Source organism: Pseudoalteromonas thalassia, assembly GCF_049257215.1.
Classification (GTDB): domain Bacteria; phylum Pseudomonadota; class Gammaproteobacteria; order Enterobacterales; family Alteromonadaceae; genus Pseudoalteromonas; species Pseudoalteromonas lipolytica_C.
In genome coordinates this window covers 71,303-89,807 of sequence record NZ_JBMMUE010000018.1, presented here as the reverse complement: position 1 = coordinate 89,807, position 18,505 = coordinate 71,303, and the positions used below count along the sequence as shown (strand labels likewise).

General features: G+C 40.2%; 14 protein-coding genes. 8 read left to right on the top strand and 6 right to left on the bottom strand.

Features of this window, described 5'->3' with window-relative positions; all coding sequences use genetic code 11:
• Positions 1–292 precede the first annotated feature (292 nt).
• Positions 293–1,786, bottom strand: coding sequence for a guanosine-5'-triphosphate,3'-diphosphate diphosphatase (gppA, locus tag AAEU31_RS17915; protein WP_138557861.1), 1,494 nt, complete (start codon positions 1,784–1,786; stop codon positions 293–295).
• 48 nt (positions 1,787–1,834) lie between these two features.
• The gene (rhlB, locus tag AAEU31_RS17910) at positions 1,835–3,109 is read right to left on the bottom strand and encodes an ATP-dependent RNA helicase RhlB (protein WP_135923182.1); all 1,275 of its coding nucleotides are present in this window, start codon (positions 3,107–3,109) and stop codon (positions 1,835–1,837) included.
• A 90-nt stretch (positions 3,110–3,199) separates the two neighbouring features.
• On the opposite strand from rhlB, the gene trxA reads away from it, so the two are divergent.
• From trxA to AAEU31_RS17895, 3 genes are all read left to right on the top strand, one after another.
• The gene (trxA, locus tag AAEU31_RS17905; protein WP_135923181.1) at positions 3,200–3,526 is read left to right on the top strand and encodes a thioredoxin TrxA; all 327 of its coding nucleotides are present in this window, start codon (positions 3,200–3,202) and stop codon (positions 3,524–3,526) included.
• Positions 3,527–3,708: 182 nt separating this feature from the next.
• Positions 3,709–4,968 (top strand): transcription termination factor Rho, encoded by a 1,260-nt coding sequence (gene rho, locus AAEU31_RS17900; protein ID WP_062566226.1) that lies wholly within the window; start codon positions 3,709–3,711, stop codon positions 4,966–4,968.
• 161 nt (positions 4,969–5,129) lie between these two features.
• Positions 5,130–6,386 (top strand): methyl-accepting chemotaxis protein, encoded by a 1,257-nt coding sequence (locus AAEU31_RS17895; protein WP_421967921.1) that lies wholly within the window; start codon positions 5,130–5,132, stop codon positions 6,384–6,386.
• On the opposite strand, the gene AAEU31_RS17890 is transcribed toward AAEU31_RS17895, so the two are convergent.
• Positions 6,359–9,139 carry a tetratricopeptide repeat-containing hybrid sensor histidine kinase/response regulator gene (locus AAEU31_RS17890; RefSeq protein ID WP_421967920.1) on the bottom strand — a complete coding sequence of 927 codons (2,781 nt, stop codon included), beginning with the start codon at positions 9,137–9,139 and terminating at the stop codon, positions 6,359–6,361. The genes AAEU31_RS17895 and AAEU31_RS17890 overlap by 28 nt on opposite strands.
• A gap of 215 nt (positions 9,140–9,354) precedes the next feature.
• On the opposite strand from AAEU31_RS17890, the gene AAEU31_RS17885 reads away from it, so the two are divergent.
• Complete coding sequence (locus AAEU31_RS17885) at positions 9,355–9,936, top strand: DNA-J related domain-containing protein (RefSeq protein WP_199526050.1); 582 nt, start codon at positions 9,355–9,357, stop codon at positions 9,934–9,936.
• A gap of 9 nt (positions 9,937–9,945) precedes the next feature.
• On the opposite strand, the gene dbpA is transcribed toward AAEU31_RS17885, so the two are convergent.
• Positions 9,946–11,334, bottom strand: coding sequence for an ATP-dependent RNA helicase DbpA (gene dbpA / locus AAEU31_RS17880; protein ID WP_135923178.1), 1,389 nt, complete (start codon positions 11,332–11,334; stop codon positions 9,946–9,948).
• Positions 11,335–11,521: 187 nt separating this feature from the next.
• On the opposite strand from dbpA, the gene AAEU31_RS17875 reads away from it, so the two are divergent.
• Positions 11,522–12,478 carry a tetratricopeptide repeat protein gene (locus tag AAEU31_RS17875; RefSeq protein WP_421967919.1) on the top strand — a complete coding sequence of 319 codons (957 nt, stop codon included), beginning with the start codon at positions 11,522–11,524 and terminating at the stop codon, positions 12,476–12,478.
• Positions 12,479–12,789: 311 nt separating this feature from the next.
• On the opposite strand, the gene AAEU31_RS17870 is transcribed toward AAEU31_RS17875, so the two are convergent.
• Complete coding sequence (locus AAEU31_RS17870; protein WP_421967918.1) at positions 12,790–14,742, bottom strand: alpha/beta hydrolase family protein; 1,953 nt, start codon at positions 14,740–14,742, stop codon at positions 12,790–12,792.
• A gap of 73 nt (positions 14,743–14,815) precedes the next feature.
• A complete protein-coding gene (locus AAEU31_RS17865) occupies positions 14,816–15,721 on the bottom strand; it encodes a DUF808 domain-containing protein (RefSeq protein ID WP_138557905.1) in 906 nt (301 codons plus the stop codon).
• Between the two features lie 113 nt (positions 15,722–15,834).
• On the opposite strand from AAEU31_RS17865, the gene AAEU31_RS17860 reads away from it, so the two are divergent.
• From AAEU31_RS17860 to fre, 3 genes are all read left to right on the top strand, one after another.
• On the top strand, positions 15,835–16,125 hold the full coding sequence (locus AAEU31_RS17860; RefSeq protein WP_199526002.1) for an MliC family protein: 291 nt from the start codon (positions 15,835–15,837) through the stop codon (positions 16,123–16,125).
• Positions 16,126–16,206: 81 nt separating this feature from the next.
• Positions 16,207–17,673 (top strand): 4-hydroxy-3-polyprenylbenzoate decarboxylase, encoded by a 1,467-nt coding sequence (gene ubiD / locus AAEU31_RS17855; RefSeq protein ID WP_135923174.1) that lies wholly within the window; start codon positions 16,207–16,209, stop codon positions 17,671–17,673.
• Between the two features lie 87 nt (positions 17,674–17,760).
• The gene (fre, locus tag AAEU31_RS17850; protein ID WP_135923173.1) at positions 17,761–18,474 is read left to right on the top strand and encodes an NAD(P)H-flavin reductase; all 714 of its coding nucleotides are present in this window, start codon (positions 17,761–17,763) and stop codon (positions 18,472–18,474) included.
• Positions 18,475–18,505 lie beyond the last annotated feature (31 nt).

Here is an 18,505-nt window from a genome sequence, read left to right as displayed (position 1 = left end):
AGATACTTTTGCGTCTCAAGGGCTGTGCATTCTACGCAAGCCGTTATTTTTGTCAACACTTAATTTTGAGAAAAGTTTATTTTTTCAAAACTCAGTTTTACTTGACTCAATCGACTCGTTGTTTTGCTTGTTTGTAAGCAGTCCGCCGTGTCGATGGATGCGCATTATAGGGAGATCCGAATTGAGATCAACTGTTTTTTGAAGTTTTTATGAAAAAAATGACTGTTCGAGCAAAATACGAACGAAACGGGCAAAAAGAACACTAAAAAAGGCCCTTATGGGCCTTTTCTGTTTATTTAACTATAAGCTTCCAACCTGCTTTTGCTTGTAGCTTGGTCTCTAATTGCAGTTCACTGGCCATTAATGGGTGATATTTTAACCAATCGCCATCAAATGTCAGTGTAAGGGTGTTTTCATTAACACTAAGATCGAGTGCTGGCAGTACATCATCTTGGCGACGCATTGATAAGATCACTGCGATCCGAACAATTCTTGTCAAACATTCAGCTAATTGTTCATGACACCCTAGGTATGCAAAGCTGTTTTTTACCAGATCTGCACGATGCGCGTTCGCTACAGCAGTGATCAGCTTATGCTCAGATTGTGAAAAACCTGGCATATCGGTGTTTTCTATAATGTAGGCTGTGTGCTTATGATAAAGTTTATACTCTATTAATAAACCTATCTCGTGCAACTTCGCTACCGTTTTTAATAACGCAATTGCGTTGTTATCAATTGACTGCCACTGCCCCTTTACACTCTTTGCTAATTGCTCAGTAAGTTGTGCAACTCGGCAGGCTTGATTTACATCGACATGATAACGAGCCATTAATCCATCAACCGTACGCTTACGAATATCGTGGTTATGTAGCTCTGGTACCATGCTGTAAAGCACACCTTCACGCAATGCGCCGCGAGCAAGGCCCATCTGCTTTATAGCTAATGATTCGAATAAGGCGATTAAAATTGCAAGTCCAGATACAAACACAAGGCGGCGTTCTTCACTTAAACCTGCAAGCTCAAGATCTGCAATTGTTTCAAATTGCACTGATTGCTCTTTGATGGCATACAATTTATCAAGCGTTAAGAGTTCATCTTGGTTTTGCGCAACCATGATCTCTTGAATTGCTTGCACTGTACCAGATGCTCCACTCGCTATTTGCCAGCCTGCCGCTTTATATTCATCAACAATTTCAGCAATCACATCTCTGGCAGCTTGAATCGCGGCTGCAAAATTTTCGTTACTCAGTTTTTGATCTTTGAAATAGCGCTCTAAAAAGGTGACACAGCCCATATGTAGGCTTTTATAGTGCAGTGCGTCAAAACCTTTACCTATAACGACCTCTGTGCTCGCTCCACCAATATCGATAACAAGTTGCTTTCCACTACAAGCTGATGTGTGCGCCACGCCTTTGTAAATCGTTTTGGCTTCTAGCTCACCACTGATGACATTGATTTTATGACCAAGGATTTGTTCAGCCTTTTGCTTAAACACATCGGCATTGGTAGCAAGACGCAAAGTTGCTGTTGCAACAATGGTAATGTTTTTCTTTGGTATGTCTTGTAAACGTTCTGCGAACAAGGCTAGGCATTCCCAACCTCGCTGCATGGCTTCTGAGCTTAGGACGTTGTTTTCATCAAGCCCTGCTGCAAGCCTTACTTTACGTTTGACTCGACCGATCGTTTGTAGACCGCCAGCAATTGATTTGGCAATCAGCATATGAAAGCTGTTCGATCCTAAATCGATTACTGCATACACATTTTTTTGCGGTTGAAATTGCCCCACCGTTCAAAAACCTCTAGTTACTACTAAGTCTTCAATGACGGTCGTTTATCACGACCGTGATTTCTGGTAACTATTATTTGGTCGACGTCCGTTGTTATTACGATTACGTGGGCCTGTAGAATAGTTCCGCTTTTTCTGAATAGTAGGCTTAGTTAAATCATCAAGCAATGCACTTTTATCATAATGTGATAATGGAATGCTGTGTTCTATATATTGCTCAATTTCGTGGAGATTATAGGCATACTGTTCACAGGCAAAGCTAATAGCGTGTCCTGAAGCACCAGCACGTCCGGTACGACCAATGCGGTGTACATAGTCTTCACAATCATCTGGCAAATCAAAATTAAATACATGACTTACTTCTGGGATATGTAAACCACGAGCTGCAACGTCTGTTGCCACTAAGAAATCTAAATCGCCTTTGGTAAATTGAGCCAAAATTGATTGACGCTTTTTCTGGTTTACATCACCGGTTAATAATCCAACTCGATGACCATCCGCTTTCATCCATGCGTAAACATTTTCACAACTGTGTTTCGTATTTGCAAACACAATTGCTTTCTCAGGCCATTCTTCTTCAATTAAAGTTAACAGTAACTTAATTTTATCGTCTTGCGATGGATGAAATAGCTCTTCTTGAATACGCTTACCTGTTTTAACGTCAGGTTCAATTTGCACATGCTCTGGGTTAGTCATGTGTTCAAACGCTAATTCCTGCACACGATAAGATAAGGTTGCAGAGAATAATAAGTTTAAACGCTCTGAAGTTTCAGGCATACGTCTAAACATGTAGCGAATATCTTTAATAAAGCCTAAATCGAACATGCGATCTGCTTCATCAAGCACCACAACTTCAATTTCATTTAGGGTGTAACAACCCTGTTTATACAAATCGATAAGGCGTCCAGTCGTTCCAATTAAAATATCAACGCCTTTTTCTAGTTGTGCACGTTGTTTTTCGTAATCTTCGCCACCATATACTAAACCTAAGTTAAGATTACAGTGTGGCGCTAAAATTTTTGCATCTTTGTGTATCTGAATCGCCAGCTCCCGAGTTGGGGCCATGATCAGGGCTCTTGGATGTTTACTAGGTGCTTTGCTAGATTGTAATAACCGATGGCACGTGGCTGTTAAAAACGCCAACGTCTTGCCTGTACCTGTTTGTGCTTGGCCCGCAATATCACGGCCTTCACAAATAAAAGGTAGGCATTTAGCTTGAATGGGTGTGCAATATTCAAACCCATTTTCGGTTAAACCGGCAACCACTTCCGGTGCGATAGCAAAGTCTGAAAACTTTTTATCGGTCAAATGTGTCTTAGTCATAGCGTTTAAGCATAACGTTTAAACTTGCAATAAGAAACAAGAGTGTTTAAATACGCATTAAATATTTCGCCTAACTTATCGGAGATCGCAATGAGCGAGAAAATTATTCAATTAACTGACGATAGCTTTGAAGCTGACGTACTACAATCAGACAAACCTGTACTTGTTGATTTTTGGGCTGAATGGTGCGGACCTTGTAAAATGATCGCCCCTATTCTTGACGAAGTAGCTGGCGAGTTTGATGGCCGTGTAACTATCGGTAAATTAAACATTGACCAAAATGCGGGCACACCACCTAAATTTGGTATTCGTGGAATCCCAACACTTCTTCTTTTCAAAGATGGTCAGGTTGCAGCAACTAAAGTAGGTGCACTTTCAAAAACTCAATTAGTTGAGTTTTTAGAGAACAACATCTAACTGAAAATGTAAAAAAAGGGCTTTTTGCCCTTTTTTTAGCTTTATTTTGTTTAAAGACTGGACGCCTTGCTAGTGACCTGCTAGTTTATAAAGCCAACTAATCCTTAGTTATACCAACAAACCTCACTCATGTATCAAACTATGATTTTGAGTATGATAATTGTAATAAAGAACCCACCAATATGCATTTACGCGAATTAAAAGACAAGTCTATAAAAGAGCTTGTAAACTTAGCTGAGTCCATGGGGCTCGAAAACGTAGCCCGTTTAAGAAAACAAGACATTATTTTCGCCATTTTGAAAGCACACGCTAAAAGCGGTGAAAATATTTATGGCGGCGGTGTATTAGAAATCTTACAAGATGGCTTTGGTTTCTTGAGATCATCTGAAGCCTCATATTTAGCCGGACCTGATGATATTTATGTATCTCCGAGTCAAATACGTCGATTCAGCATGCGTACTGGTGACTCAATTTCAGGCCTTATCCGTCCACCAAAAGATGGTGAACGTTACTTCGCACTACTTAAAGTCAACGAAGTAAACTTCGACAAACCTGAAAACTCTCGCACTAAAATCCTTTTTGAAAACCTTACCCCACTCCACGCAAACGAACGTTTACGTATGGAACGTGGTAATGGTAGTACAGAAGATATCACTGCTCGTGTACTTGATTTAGCATCACCTATTGGTAAAGGCCAGCGCGCCCTAATTGTTGCACCGCCTAAAGCGGGTAAAACGATGCTACTGCAAAATATTGCGCAGTCAATCAGCTACAACCAACCAGACTGTGAGCTAATGGTGCTTCTAATTGACGAACGTCCTGAAGAAGTAACTGAGATGCAGCGTCTTGTTAAGGGTGAAGTTATTGCTTCAACATTTGATGAACCAGCAAGCCGTCACGTTCAAGTAGCCGAAATGGTAATTGAAAAAGCGAAGCGCCTTGTTGAGCACAAAAAAGATGTGGTTATCTTATTAGACTCAATTACGCGACTTGCTCGTGCATACAATACGGTTATTCCTTCATCTGGCAAGGTATTAACAGGTGGTGTGGATGCTAACGCATTACACAAACCAAAGCGTTTCTTCGGTGCAGCACGTAATGTAGAAGAAGGCGGTAGCTTAACGATTATCGCAACAGCGCTTATTGATACAGGCTCTAAAATGGATGAAGTAATCTACGAAGAGTTCAAAGGCACAGGTAACATGGAACTACACTTAAATCGTAAGATTGCTGAAAAGCGTGTATTCCCTGCGATCGACTTTAACCGTTCAGGTACCCGTCGCGAAGAGTTACTGACTAAGCCAGATGAACTACAGAAAATGTGGATCTTACGTAAGATTGTTCATGAGATGTCAGAAATTGACGCAATGGAGTTCTTAATTGATAAGCTTTCTATGAGCAAAACCAATGATGAATTCTTCGATTCGATGAAGCGTCAATAAGCAGCTTTCAAAATCAAAAAAATGCCTGTTTTATACAGGCATTTTTTTTACTTAAAAGTACGGTTGAAGCGCTATTCAACTATAAATAACTTCGTAATATAGTTGGTATTTAGTTGGGTTTTGTTCTATAAGTTATAGGATTAAAAGGTAAGGATTTTTCAATGACCCGCATTAAAGTAGCAGTCGCTCTCTTTGTCATCAGCTTACTAAGTAGTATTGCTAGTTTTATTATTTTTGAACTATCAATTGTCGCGATGGCAGTAATCGGCTTAACGGTCACTGTTCCTTGGCTTATTTTAATTACCTTTATTTATTTAAAAGACGCGCAGCAACAAGATCACTTAAGTTATTTTGTTTCTAATATCACTTCTGATCAGGGTATCGACTTTACTTTTCGTTTTGATGAAAACGACAATAAATTACCTGAAGCCTGCCACATATTAAACGCGAGTTTAACTATGGTTGAGCATATGTTAGGAGAGATATATGCGTCATCTGCCCGCTTATTACCTATGGCTGATGCGTTACGTGACACTTATGCATCAATGACCCAAAAAGCAACAATTCAAGATGCGCATGGTGTTGATTTAGCAGAGACAATAAAGCGAACGATTGAAGTATCGAAAGAACTTGATCGTAGCCTTGAAGAAATATTTCACTCGGTCTCTGATGCAACAAAGTCTGTGCAACAAACTCGACTTGATGCCGACAAAAGCCAAGCTAGCCTTATGAAATTGGCCGACAATATCAACCAAACTAGCGAACAAATTATTTTACTTAAACAAGATAGTGATGCAATTGGCTCTGTAATTGATGTGATTAACAGTATAGCTGAACAAACAAATCTGCTAGCTCTCAATGCCGCAATTGAGGCTGCACGTGCTGGTGAGCAAGGGAGAGGGTTTGCAGTTGTGGCTGATGAAGTACGAAACTTAGCAGCACGCACCAGTAAATCAACCCAAGAAGTTCGTGAGATGGTTGCGAAAATTCAACACAGTACAGAAAAAGCCAACCAATTGATGCAAACAGCATTAAAAGAAACACAGCGTACTGTTGAACTATCAGAAGCATCAACCAAAGAAACGAATAAAATAGAACAGGCTATGTTAGCAATTAACGCGTTTTCTGAGAGCGTGCATGAACAGGTTGCCTTACAAAGCCAAATGTCAGATGAAGCACAAATGAGTATTGATGCTATGGTTGAGCTAAATTCTGACGCATTATCAAGTTCACAAATACAAGCTGTCTCAAGCAAAGATTTAGTGCGTCTAGCGCATGTTATTGATGATAAACTTTCAATGTTTAAGATCACACACCCAGAAACAAGTAGTGAACAACGTATCGATCGCTCTCGCTATGAAACAACTCAAAATAATGATTCAGAACAAGCTCAAGATGGTGATGTAGAGCTATTCTGATCAGCTAATGCACTGTTGAGTTGCTCAAGTAAACGATCAACTAAATTTGTTAATTCTGAGAGTTGGTTATTTTTTAAAGCTGACTCTAAGGCAAAGGCACTTTTCGCGATATGCTCCATGGCAAACATTTTAGCTGCTCCGCCAATACGATGTGCATCTTGCTGAAGATTAAATAAATCATATTCAGCCAAATGCAATTGAATAAGCGACGCTTCTTGGTTAAAACTTTGAATAAAGCTAGTTACTAAATCACTAATATCGTGACTTGCTTTTGTGCTTTCTGCAGTATTTTTACAATGCTTGGCAAGCTGTGTAAAAAAGACATTTTTATCGATAGGTTTAGCAAGATACCCTGTAAAACCGGCCTGCAAGTACGCTTCTATTTCATGGCTTATCGCATTAGCAGTTAAGGCGTAAATTGGTTGGGTAAAGCCAGACTCTTTCAATAACTTAAGGGCACTTAACCCGTCTAAAACTGGCATCTGAATATCAAGAAGCACTACATCTGGAAACTCTATTAAACATTGCTCAACCGCTTTTGCACCGTTATCAACAGCAATTACATCTAACCCCATTGACTCTAAATAACGGAGAATTAAACGACGGTTATCGGCATGATCTTCTGCAATCAATACCTTTCCAGATAATCCTTTTAGCGATTGCGGTAAGTCATTTCCGTATTTGCTATTGGCATCAGTTTGACTGGGTTCATGTTCTTTACATGGCAAATAGAATGCAAACACGCTACCTTTATTGATTTCGCTCTCGACACTAATATAGCCGCCCATCATGATTGCGAGTTGTTGTGATAAGCTAAGGCCTAGCCCCGTACCACCAAATCGTCGACTAATGCTATTGTCTCCTTGACTGAAGCACTCAAAAATAAGTTTCAGCTGACTAGCATCCATGCCAATCCCCGTATCACTTACCTGAAAGCAAATACCTTGTTGCGTCTGTGTGACCTGCAGCTCGACTTCACCTTGATGAGTAAACTTAATGGCATTCGCACATAAGTTGATCAAAATTTGTTTTACCCGCGTAAAGTCTAACCGAGTAATAAACTGTTCACCTAATTGGTTATGAAATGCAAATTTCAGCCCTTTTGCTTTTGCTTGCCCACTTAGCATTGAATGAACATCATTTAATAAGCAAACTAAATCACCTTCTTTTAAACTCAACTCAAGTTTATTCGCCTCAATTTTACTAATATCAAGCACATCATTTATGAGGTCTTTTAAGTGTTCACTTTGTTTATGAATAACAGCAAGTTCATCATTGAGTTGCTCTGGTTTATAAAAACCATTCATTAGGGTATCTGTTTGTCCCAAAATAGCCGTTAATGGTGTGCGGATCTCATGGCTAATATTAGCTAAAAATTGACTTTTAATTTCATTTGCACTGCGCAGCTTTTCTGCAGTTTCTTCAAGCTCATTGGTGCGCTTTGCAACCATCAATGAAAGTTGCTCTTTCGCTCCTTTTTCGATCATACGTCGATAAATGGTGATGCCCGTCACGACCAGCATAATAAATAAAATAAACAGCATGATGGCAAGTTGTCTTTGCTTTGACATTTCAAGCTCTTGCACTCGCTGTTTTTGTTTTAAATCAATAATTTCCTGAGTCAACTGACTGGCATTAATTCGACTGTGAAGCTCACCTAGGGATCTTAGAAGTCGCTCATTGTTTGCGGCCTTTAAGGTTCGAACGAATTGATCAAAATGAGCTACCGCGCTGGTGAAATCTCCTTGGCCTGCTTTGATCAATGCATGCATTCCAATGCCATCCTGCACTCTCAGATCATCTTTATATTTTTTGGCCATCTCAATTGAGGTGGTCAGTGTTACTTCCGCTTGTGTTAGCTTACCTTGTAAGAGCTCAATTTTAGCTCTTGATAATAATCCCGCGAGCTCTAACGTTTTGTTATTTATTTGTTCTGCAAACTCGATGGCCTTATCAGCATGGCTTAGAGCCAGTTCTAAATCACCTGTTCGTAAGTAAACGTTAGCAATATTGACGTGACGAGAGGATAAGTAATAGGCATCATGTGTTTTTTGGTAATAACGTAATGCACGCTGATAATAATGTAATGATAATTGATATTGTCCAAGCTCAGAGTAAGCAACGCCCATATTACCATATGACTGAGCAACACCTTCTTCATCACCTAATTTCTCGAATATTTTTAGCGTTTCTCTATACATATCTAAAGCAATATCGTAACTCGATAAGCGAATATAAAGACCCGCTATGTTATGCAAAATATCAGCTTTATCTTGCGCGCTACCATACTTTTCGTAGATAGATTTAGCGCGCGTGTAATAATCAAGTGCTTTGCTCATATCCCACATATCAAAATAAGCGAGACCTATATTACTCAGTAAGTTAGCCTCTGAAATAGGCGCATCCATTTTTTCGGCAACGCGTAAAGCACGTGTATAGGATTCGACAGCTTGTTGGATAAGACCTTGATAATAATAGCTAACGCCTTGCATTTTGATTGCGCGAAAATAACTGTCTGGTTGAGCTTCAAAAGAGGTCGACTTCTCAGCTAGTTGATAGTGTTTAAATGCTGCGGTAAATTCTTTATTTTCTAGAGCCGTATCTGCTAACTGCAATTGTATAGCCAGCTTTTCATCAGCACTAATAGTGGTATCTGCAAGTAATTGTGTCGCTAATTGCTGCTTTTCATCTAATTTTTGTGACTGATTAAATTGCTCTAGTAATGAATCTGAAGCATAACTAAACGTAGTCATCAGCACACTACAGCATACTAATGCCGAATGTATTAACCTGAGACTCAATAATGTGCGCATATGTTTATATCCCTAAATATCAACATAGACCGAGGAAAAAACTAAATCGTAGCTCGGCTAAATGCCTTCCTTGATGAAAATATAAACATAGTTTCAGTAAGGCAGCTGTGATAGCGTATATAGTTTTAGATTACATAAAGATTGGCCTGCTAACAATGCTTAACCCACTGATAGATGAGATTTTTTACCTCATTCTGAAACAGCCTATCTGGAAAGTCCATACGCTTGCGAGTGCACTTAATGATGCAGGACATCTTAGTGTTTTAGATAAGGACCCACAAAAAGATCTTTTTAAACGTAACTTCTTAGTTATGAATGCCTTATATCAACTTCAAATACAGGTTAGCCCTGAGCAACAATTGCACATAGCGGCCTTACATATTGAATTGATAAATAACAAGTGTGAAAAGGTGCTAGAAAATACTGATCCTTTGCGGGAGTATTATTTAGATTGGCAAAACTACGACACAACAAGTGATGAAATTGATGCGCTATTAAATGAGTTTTGGCAGCGCTTTGCTACATTCAACAGGCATACTACTTCTGCAAATCTTACAAAAGAGCAGCTTTTGCAAATACAAAAAGCATGGCAGTTGCCCGCTAACTTTTCACTAAAAGAATTACAAAAGCGCTGGCGACAATTGGCTTTAAAACATCACCCAGACCGTCAAGGCTGTGCGATTCAGTTTAAAAAAATACAACGTGAGTACGAGCAGCTAAAAGCTAGCTGCTCGTAAACTTTAAACTTATCGACTTAAACGACGCGCACGAATCTTACGTTTTTTGATATTTCCTTCGGTCAATTTGCGCAGTGCTGGTTTGGCTGCAGTTCGCTCTACAGCGATAAAAGCAACGTTATCAAGTACATTAATTTTACCCACCTGATGACCTGCAATACCTTCTTTACCCGTTAAAGCACCTAAAATATCGCCAGCACGAATTTTTTGCTTCTTACCTGCATCTATCATGATGGTCGCCATCGTAGGCTTGTAGGCCGGCTTTTCAAGTAAGCTAAAAGGAGGTAGTGGCTCAGGGTTGAAGTCGCGTTCGTAATGATCACCGATTTGTGCCACTTTAAATTGCTCAGCCTCACCATAAATAGAACATGCAATGCCTTTTTTACCTGCTCGACCTGTTCGACCAACGCGGTGAACATGAGTTTGTGGATCATGTGCTAAGTGATAATTTACAACCATATCCATGTCGTTAATATCTAAGCCTCGTGCAGCAACATCCGTCGCCACCAAGATACACGCGCTTTTATTAGCAAAACGAATTAAAGTACGTTCACGTTCGCGTTGATCTAAATCACCGTGTAAAGCAACGGCACTAAAGCCTTCAGCGTATAGGTCATCACAAATTTGCTGTGTTTCAACCTTAGTATTACAAAAAACCACACAGCTTTCTGGCTGAAACTTCAAAAGCAACAGCTTCAGCGTATTAAAGCGCTGCTTGTTATTATCAAGCTTGTAAAAGTATTGTGTGATCGTGCTTTTTGTTTGCTCTTCTTCAACCTTAATCATTTCAGGATTGCTTAAAACTCGCTCAGCAATCGCTGCTATTGATTTTGGATAAGTCGCACTAAATAACAAGGTTTGGCGTTGATTTGGAATACATTCAACAATGGCATCAAGGGTATCTTGAAAGCCCATATCAAGCATTTGGTCAGCTTCATCTAATACCAATGTTTCAACGTCATCTAAACGCAATGTGCCCTTACGAATATGATCATCAACACGACCTGGTGTGCCAACAATAATATGAGCGCCATGCTCTAGTGAACCAATCTGTGGACCAATAGATACACCACCGCATAAAGTTAAAACTTTAATATTATGAATGCCGCGAGCAAGCTTACGGACTTCTTCTGCAACTTGCTCTGCCAGTTCGCGGGTTGGACATAAAATAAGTGATTGAATGCGAAAACGTTTCACATTTAACTTAGCCAACACACCTAAGCTGAACGCGGCCGTTTTACCCGACCCTGTTTTTGCTTGAGCAATGATATCTTTGCCTTGCAAGATCACAGGTAAACTTTGCGCTTGTACCGGTGTCATTTGCGCATAACCTAAAGTCGATAAATTATCGGTTAACTCTTTCGGCAAAGCCAAAGATGAAAAAGCAGTAGCAGTCACAGTAATATTCCAAACTTGATAATTGAGGGACATCCTCGAAGATGCTGTGGATCATAGCAGAGAATGCATTGTTTCTCTAAACGAAAAGAGCTATCTACACACTTAATTCATATTTAGTTACAGTTTGCGGCTTCCTAACTCAGCGTGTTTGTTCTAATTTATTGAAAGCAACCTTCAGGAAGAAACTATGCTTTTATTTAACACCGCCGCTGCTGATGTTTTTTACAAAAAGCAAAAAACGTGTCCTCATTGTCATAGCGAGCACTTCTCACTGAGTAATCACAGTAAAGTACTGCGCTTTAGTATTTTGCCAATTATTCCATTATCAATTAATTATCAGCACCAATGCGATGCTTGTGGCTACACATCATCTGTATCTTGGTATTCTCTTCCACCCCTAGAGCTGGCTTCTTTCATAAAATATTTTATTGGCTTGGTATTAATAGTTTATATTTTAACGAAAGCAATACTTGGGATACATGAGCAAGCTGATAATGAAATTCGCTACCTGAATGAACCAAAAAAATTCGACACCTATTTTGTTTATTCCGACAAATTTACTGGTGAACCAAAACGTATAAATAATCTGAAAGTAGCCCAACTCGTTGAATTTGATGACAAGAGCATGACTTTTCGAGTTGCTAACTACACTTACAAGTACAATAAAGACATCGAGATTGCGATGCGTACCAGCATGCTAGTGCAAGATGATTACTTTTCTAGTAAAACCATGACCTTTACTAAACAGCAAGTAAAGCAGTTTTATGAAGACAACAGCATATACAAAATAATGCGACCAGAGCTATATAGCTTGTATGGTGGTTTTGTTATGCACCCCCCGAAACCTAAGCCTTTGTATGCAGGCGTTAAGCTTGATAAACATAACCAACAAGGCATCACCTATTTTAAAGATGGCCAGTTTAAGGAAGCACTGGAAAGCTTTACACTCTCTGCCAAAGGAGGTTATTCATGGGGTCAATTAAACTTGGGTCAGATGTATCGAGATGGCCAAGGTACAGAAATCAATAACGAAAAAGCAGCTTACTGGCTCAACAAAGCCACCTTACAAGGGAATCCGAAAGCGAAGATTGAACTCGCAGAGCTATGCTTGAGTTACGATTGTAGTAAACTGGACACTCAATAATCAATTACCATAAACATCACTGAGAAGAAACCAAGCTAATAATATGACTCTCGCTATTTACTTTGGTTTTGTTATGTTATAACATTTTCATGTGGCGCAGTATTTATATTATTTTGTTGGTTTTATAAATGCGTGTTAGCAAAAGCAGAGTCACTCTCCCTACTCTGTTTTAAATTGCAACTGGGCTGTATTACTTAGTGAACGAATCGTCTTTTGAGCTTGTATAACTTGAAGGAAGACCTTGCACACTAGCACGCTTACGTTCCCGTGCTAAATCCTTGCCGGCGAGGTTTCTCGCCGGCATTTTTTATTTAAAGTTTTAAATGATCATTTAAGAACGCCAATACCTTTTTATAGTAAAGAGTACGGTGCTCTTCTTTATAAAAGCCATGACCTTCATCATCTAATAGTTCATAAATATAAGGATGATTCTCTTTCTTTAAAGCCGAAATTAACGACTCAGCTTGCTCTATAGGCGCCCTTTTATCTTCGCCACCATGAACAATTAATACCGGGGCTTTCAACTTTTCTACATTGTAGCTAGGTGAAAAACGCTTTAACTCTTCTTCATCCTCACCTAATACTACTTCTAAGAAACGTTGCCCGCTATCACGTTCTGATACATCCCCTTCATCAAACATGAGTGGTAAATCATATACACCTACAACCCCAATCGCACACTGGAACATATCAGGTTCCAAGATCGCACTTTGTAACGCGGAATATCCACCAAAGCTGGCACCCATAATGCAAATGTTACTTTTATCAACAGTACCATTCGAAATAAGATATTTTACCCCATCAATGATATCGTATTGAATTTCCCGCCCCCACTTGCGATGACCGGCACGTTCAAAATTTCGTCCAAAACCACCTGAACCACGAAAGTTAACCTTGAGTACAGCTATTCCTCTACTCGCAAGCAGCTGAGCTGTTGAATCATATCCCCACCAATCTCTAGGACCATGAGGACCACCATGCGGCATTACTACTAATGGTAAGTTTTTTTCTTCAGCATTATTCGGAATAGTTAAGTAACCGTAGATAGCTAGTCCATCACGTGCTGTAAAATTGATAGGCTTTGTAATCGCCATTTGACTAGGTTTAATCCAACTTCTCGATGAGAATAGAAAACCGAGATTATTCGTTTTTGCATCAAATAAATAATAACTGCCTGGGTTAGTATCACTTGAAGCAAAAATGACGCTCTTATCACCATTTACGGTACTGCTAACTAATTGAACCTGCTGACCTTCAAGTACTTTCAAAAGAGCTTTTAGCTGCTGACTTTTCTTAGAGTTATTACCAACAAATGAATAGGTTGGATAGCCTAATTCATGCTCGACAGCAAAAAGCTCTTTTGAGACTTCATCCACCCATACTTGCTTGGGTGAAACACTCTTTTCTTTGTGAATTAGATCAAATTGTTTAGTTTTAAGATTTAATTTATAAAGCCCTTTAGCTTCTCCATTAACAGAAGCCGTCACATAAGCAGATTCATCTGTGCTATCAAAAGCATGCAATCCAACATCACTATATGAAACGTCCTTTAAGTTGAGCTCTTCCCACTCACCACCTGATTTAGGGCGAATATATATTTTTGGATTAATATAGTCATCCGTCGAAGCAGATACTCTTACGTTACCTTCATGATCAGTCAGAAAACTAGCCATCCTTGAAGGTGAACGTGTAATCATTTTTCTTGACCCTCTATATACATCTACTTCATATACAATTGTGTGAGGCTCATTTGCAGCTGTCCAAGGAATGGTTAAAACCAACATTTTACGCTTATTTTCTACCAATGGATCAAGCACATAAGAGGTTCCTAATACAGGAGTTGCCTTTTTAATTCTCGTCCCAGTTTGCCTTTCTCCTTGATAACCAACCAAGTACTCCCCTTGACTGCCATCTGCGTTTACACCAAACAACTCACCATGGTATTCAGGATGATCTTTCCAACCTTTGAGGTACTCTTTAGCTAATACAATACGCTCTTCATTCACCCAGTAATAGTTACCGACTTGAGCATTGCCAGGAAAATGGATGGCATGAAGCACTTTAAATGTATCTGTATCCAGTATCATTAAAGCATTCTTGCCTTCAGGTTGTGTGATTACTGCTAAATACTTACCGGTAGGAGAAATTTTAACACCTGTGAATTCACTTGCTTTACTAAAGTTTTGAATATCAAGTAATTCAGATTTGGCATTAGTAGTAAAGCTAAGTAGCAAACAAGAAATAACGATTATTAATCTGCTCATAAAATTCCTTTTATATTTTAATTGTTAATAAAGATACTAAAAAGTTAACAATGGGTACACCCTCAACGCGTAGCTACTTTGAAATTTTCTTGAAAAGACTAACGAATATGACAATCACTACCCCTGCAACAACTCCCAACAAACCATCAAAAATAACCGGCGAAACCAGCTCACCCGTTTTACCAAGTAAACCCGTTACAAACTCAGTACTACCCTGCTGGGCGTGATGTAAAAGAGGGATACCATGTACCAATATGCCACCGCCAACTAAGAACATAGCAACCGTTCCTGCAAAGGCTAAAAAGCGCATTAACTTAGGTGCCGCAGCAAGTAAAAACTTACCCACTAGCTCTTTAAATTTACCGCCACTTTGCTGCGCTTTTTGCAGTAAATACAAACCAGCATCATCAAGTTTGACAATGCCTGCAACCAACCCATACACGCCAATGGTCATAATAATTGCAATTACACTGAGCACTAAAGCTTGATTTACCAGCGTTGCACCAGCAACCGTGCCTAATGTTATAACGATAATTTCTGCAGAGAGGATAAAATCAGTACGGATAGCGCCTTTAACTTTTTGCTTTTCGTATTCTTGCAAGTCTTGCTGCTCAACCAGTTGCTCACCTTCGTGACTATCGTGACCAAACAGTTTTTCGATAATTTTCTCAGCTCCTTCGAAGCACAAAAATAGCCCACCAATCATTAATAAAGGAGTAATAAGCCAAGGCAACCAAACACTAATCAACAAAGCTGCTGGCACTAATATGGCCTTATTAATGAATGAGCCTTTTGCTACCGCCCAAACCACTGGTAATTCTCTATCAGCAGTTACCCCTGTCACTTGCTGGGCATTAAGAGCTAGATCATCACCTAACACCCCTGCTGTTTTTTTTGTTGCGACTTTACTCATCGTCGCAATATCGTCTAAAAGAGTTGTAATATCATCAAGTAAGGTTAATAAATTAGTGCCAGCCATGGTGGTTCCTTGCCCATTAAGTACACTGTCAACATAACTTATCCAGCCATTTTCACCAACGGTTAATTTTTCTTTGTTAGGCTTAGAGTTCATTCAAAAACAGGGGTGTTTCCATGAACAAACAACTTCTCTCAGGGCTCGCTTTAGTCACTTTGTGCGCGTGTGCTGAGCAAGCCACGGCAAACAACTATCTATGTGATAATGGCTTAACTGCGAGTATTGTTGATAATAATGAAGACGAAGCAACGCTTTCATTCGTTGATAATACTTACACTTTATATCGAGAAGTCAGTGGTTCAGGCGTAAAGTACAGCGATGACCATGTGTTGTTTTGGTCTAAAGGCGACGAAGCCATGCTTATTTTGAAAGGGAAAAAATATCATTGTCAGCTAAAGCAAAGCTAACCAAACTGTCGCGGCTAAATTCGCTTAATTAATGGTTTTGAGTATAATAGCGACAATTTATTTAGCGTTTAAGCGACCAGAATGAAATACAAAGATCTTCGCGAATTTATCGAGCTACTAGAACAAAAAGGTGAACTTAAACGGATCAAACAAGAAATCGATCCCTACCTTGAAATGACCGAAATTGCTGACCGTACATTGCGTGCAGAAGGCCCTGCTCTGCTATTCGAAAATCCTAAGGGTCACTCTATTCCTGTACTTGCTAACCTATTCGGTACGCCAAAGCGAGTGGCAATGGGAATGGGTCAAGATGATGTCAGTGAGCTGCGCGAAGTCGGTAAGCTATTAGCCTTTTTAAAAGAGCCTGAGCCACCTAAAGGCATTAAAGAGGCACTAGGCCAAATCCCGGTATTCAAACAAGTGTTGAATATGCCCGCTAAAGAAGTAAAAAAAGCACCATGTCAGCAAGTCATACTTGAAGGTGATGATGTCGACTTAACCAAGTTGCCTATCCAACATTGCTGGCCAGGTGATGCAGCACCTTTGATAACATGGGGCTTAACGGTTACCAGAGGGCCTTATAAAAAGCGCCAAAACTTAGGTATTTACCGTCAGCAGCTACTGGGTAAAAACAAAATTATTATGCGTTGGTTATCGCACCGTGGTGGCGCATTAGATTTTCGTGAATGGTGTAAAGAGCACCCAGGCGAACCCTATCCTGTATCGGTCGCATTAGGGGCAGACCCTGCAACAATACTAGGCGCTGTAACGCCAGTACCTGACACCCTAAGCGAATACGCGTTTGCGGGCTTACTACGCGGTAGTAAAACAGAAGTTGTTAAGTCGATTTCAAATGACCTACAAGTGCCTGCTACCGCTGAGTTCGTACTTGAAGGCCATATTATGCCGGGTGAAACAGCCCCTGAAGGCCCGTATGGCGATCACACAGGTTACTACAATGAAGTAGACGAGTTTCCGGTCATGACGGTGACTCACATCACGCATCGTGAAAACCCGATTTATCACAGTACCTACACAGGCCGTCCACCAGATGAGCCGGCGGTACTCGGGGTTGCCTTAAACGAAGTGTTCGTGCCAATTCTACAAAAACAATTTCCTGAAATTGTAGATTTTTATCTGCCACCTGAAGGGTGTTCATACCGAATGGCGGTGGTCACGATGAAAAAACAATACCCGGGTCATGCCAAGCGTGTGATGATGGGGGTATGGTCTTTCTTACGTCAATTTATGTATACCAAGTTCGTGATTGTTTGCGATGACGATGTAAACGCACGCGACTGGAACGACGTAATTTGGGCAATCACTACGCGTATGGATCCTGCGCGCGATACAACGTTAATCGAAAACACACCGATTGATTATTTAGACTTTGCATCGCCAGTTTCTGGTCTTGGCTCAAAAATGGGCATGGATGCAACCAATAAATGGCCTGGTGAAACAGATCGTGAATGGGGTGAGCCCATTGTCATGGATCCAAAAATCAAAGAACGAGTTGATGAATTATGGGACAGCTTAGATATTCTCTAAGCTGTGTCTATGTTAAACTGCTCAAAATTTAACGGTTATGAGTGCGATTCATAACCGAATTTGCTTCTGTGCTTATAAAGGTAAACTATGCAAACATTACTCGCTGACGTTGTTGCGATCAGCCCGCTTACAGACCACGTACATAAGGTCATTTTGAAACCACAGCAACCTGTGTCATTCGAGGCAGGCCAATATATGCAACTTGTATTAGGCGAAAAAGATAAGCGTGCCTTTTCTATTGCAAGCCGCCCGTCGCAAACTGAGCAAATTGAACTACACATTGGTGCCTCAGGTGCTGATTCATACGCGATGCAAGCGCTTGATCATTTGCGTCAAGCACATGCTCAGCAACAACAAGTTAATGTTGAAGTGGGTCTAGGCATATCGCAACTTCGTGTAGAGGGTGAGCGCCCTATTATTCTACTTGCTGGCGGCACAGGCTTTTCTTATGCCAAATCAATGGCTGATCACCTTGCAGAAATAGGCTGTGAGCGCCCGGTATTATTCTACTGGGGTGTACGTGAGCAAGCTGCGCTATATGCGCATGACGAAATGCAAGCATGGGCAAACAGTAACCCTCATTTCCAATACATTCCTGTAGTTGAAAATGCGTCGCAAAGCTGGACAGGCAAAACTGGTTACGTTCACAAAGCCGTTATGGCAGATATCGTGTCGCTAGAACCATACGATATTTACATGGCAGGTCGCTTCGACATGATTGGCGTTGTTCGCGATGATTTCATAAATCATGGCGCAATCCGCGAAAACATGTATGCCGATGCATTTGCATTCATTAAATAGCTAAGTGATACAGATTATTTTTAAGGCATCC

Coding starts and splice junctions, on each gene's coding strand:
- rhlB (WP_135923182.1), bottom strand. CDS start 3,109: ATGACTAAGACACATTTGACCGATAAAAAGTTTTCAGACTTTGCTATC.
- trxA (WP_135923181.1), top strand. CDS start 3,200: ATGAGCGAGAAAATTATTCAATTAACTGACGATAGCTTTGAAGCTGAC.
- rho (WP_062566226.1), top strand. CDS start 3,709: ATGCATTTACGCGAATTAAAAGACAAGTCTATAAAAGAGCTTGTAAAC.
- AAEU31_RS17895 (WP_421967921.1), top strand. CDS start 5,130: ATGACCCGCATTAAAGTAGCAGTCGCTCTCTTTGTCATCAGCTTACTA.
- AAEU31_RS17890 (WP_421967920.1), bottom strand. CDS start 9,139: ATGACTACGTTTAGTTATGCTTCAGATTCATTACTAGAGCAATTTAAT.
- AAEU31_RS17885 (WP_199526050.1), top strand. CDS start 9,355: ATGCTTAACCCACTGATAGATGAGATTTTTTACCTCATTCTGAAACAG.
- AAEU31_RS17875 (WP_421967919.1), top strand. CDS start 11,522: ATGCTTTTATTTAACACCGCCGCTGCTGATGTTTTTTACAAAAAGCAA.
- AAEU31_RS17870 (WP_421967918.1), bottom strand. CDS start 14,742: ATGAGCAGATTAATAATCGTTATTTCTTGTTTGCTACTTAGCTTTACT.
- AAEU31_RS17865 (WP_138557905.1), bottom strand. CDS start 15,721: ATGGCTGGCACTAATTTATTAACCTTACTTGATGATATTACAACTCTT.
- AAEU31_RS17860 (WP_199526002.1), top strand. CDS start 15,835: ATGAACAAACAACTTCTCTCAGGGCTCGCTTTAGTCACTTTGTGCGCG.
- ubiD (WP_135923174.1), top strand. CDS start 16,207: ATGAAATACAAAGATCTTCGCGAATTTATCGAGCTACTAGAACAAAAA.
- fre (WP_135923173.1), top strand. CDS start 17,761: ATGCAAACATTACTCGCTGACGTTGTTGCGATCAGCCCGCTTACAGAC.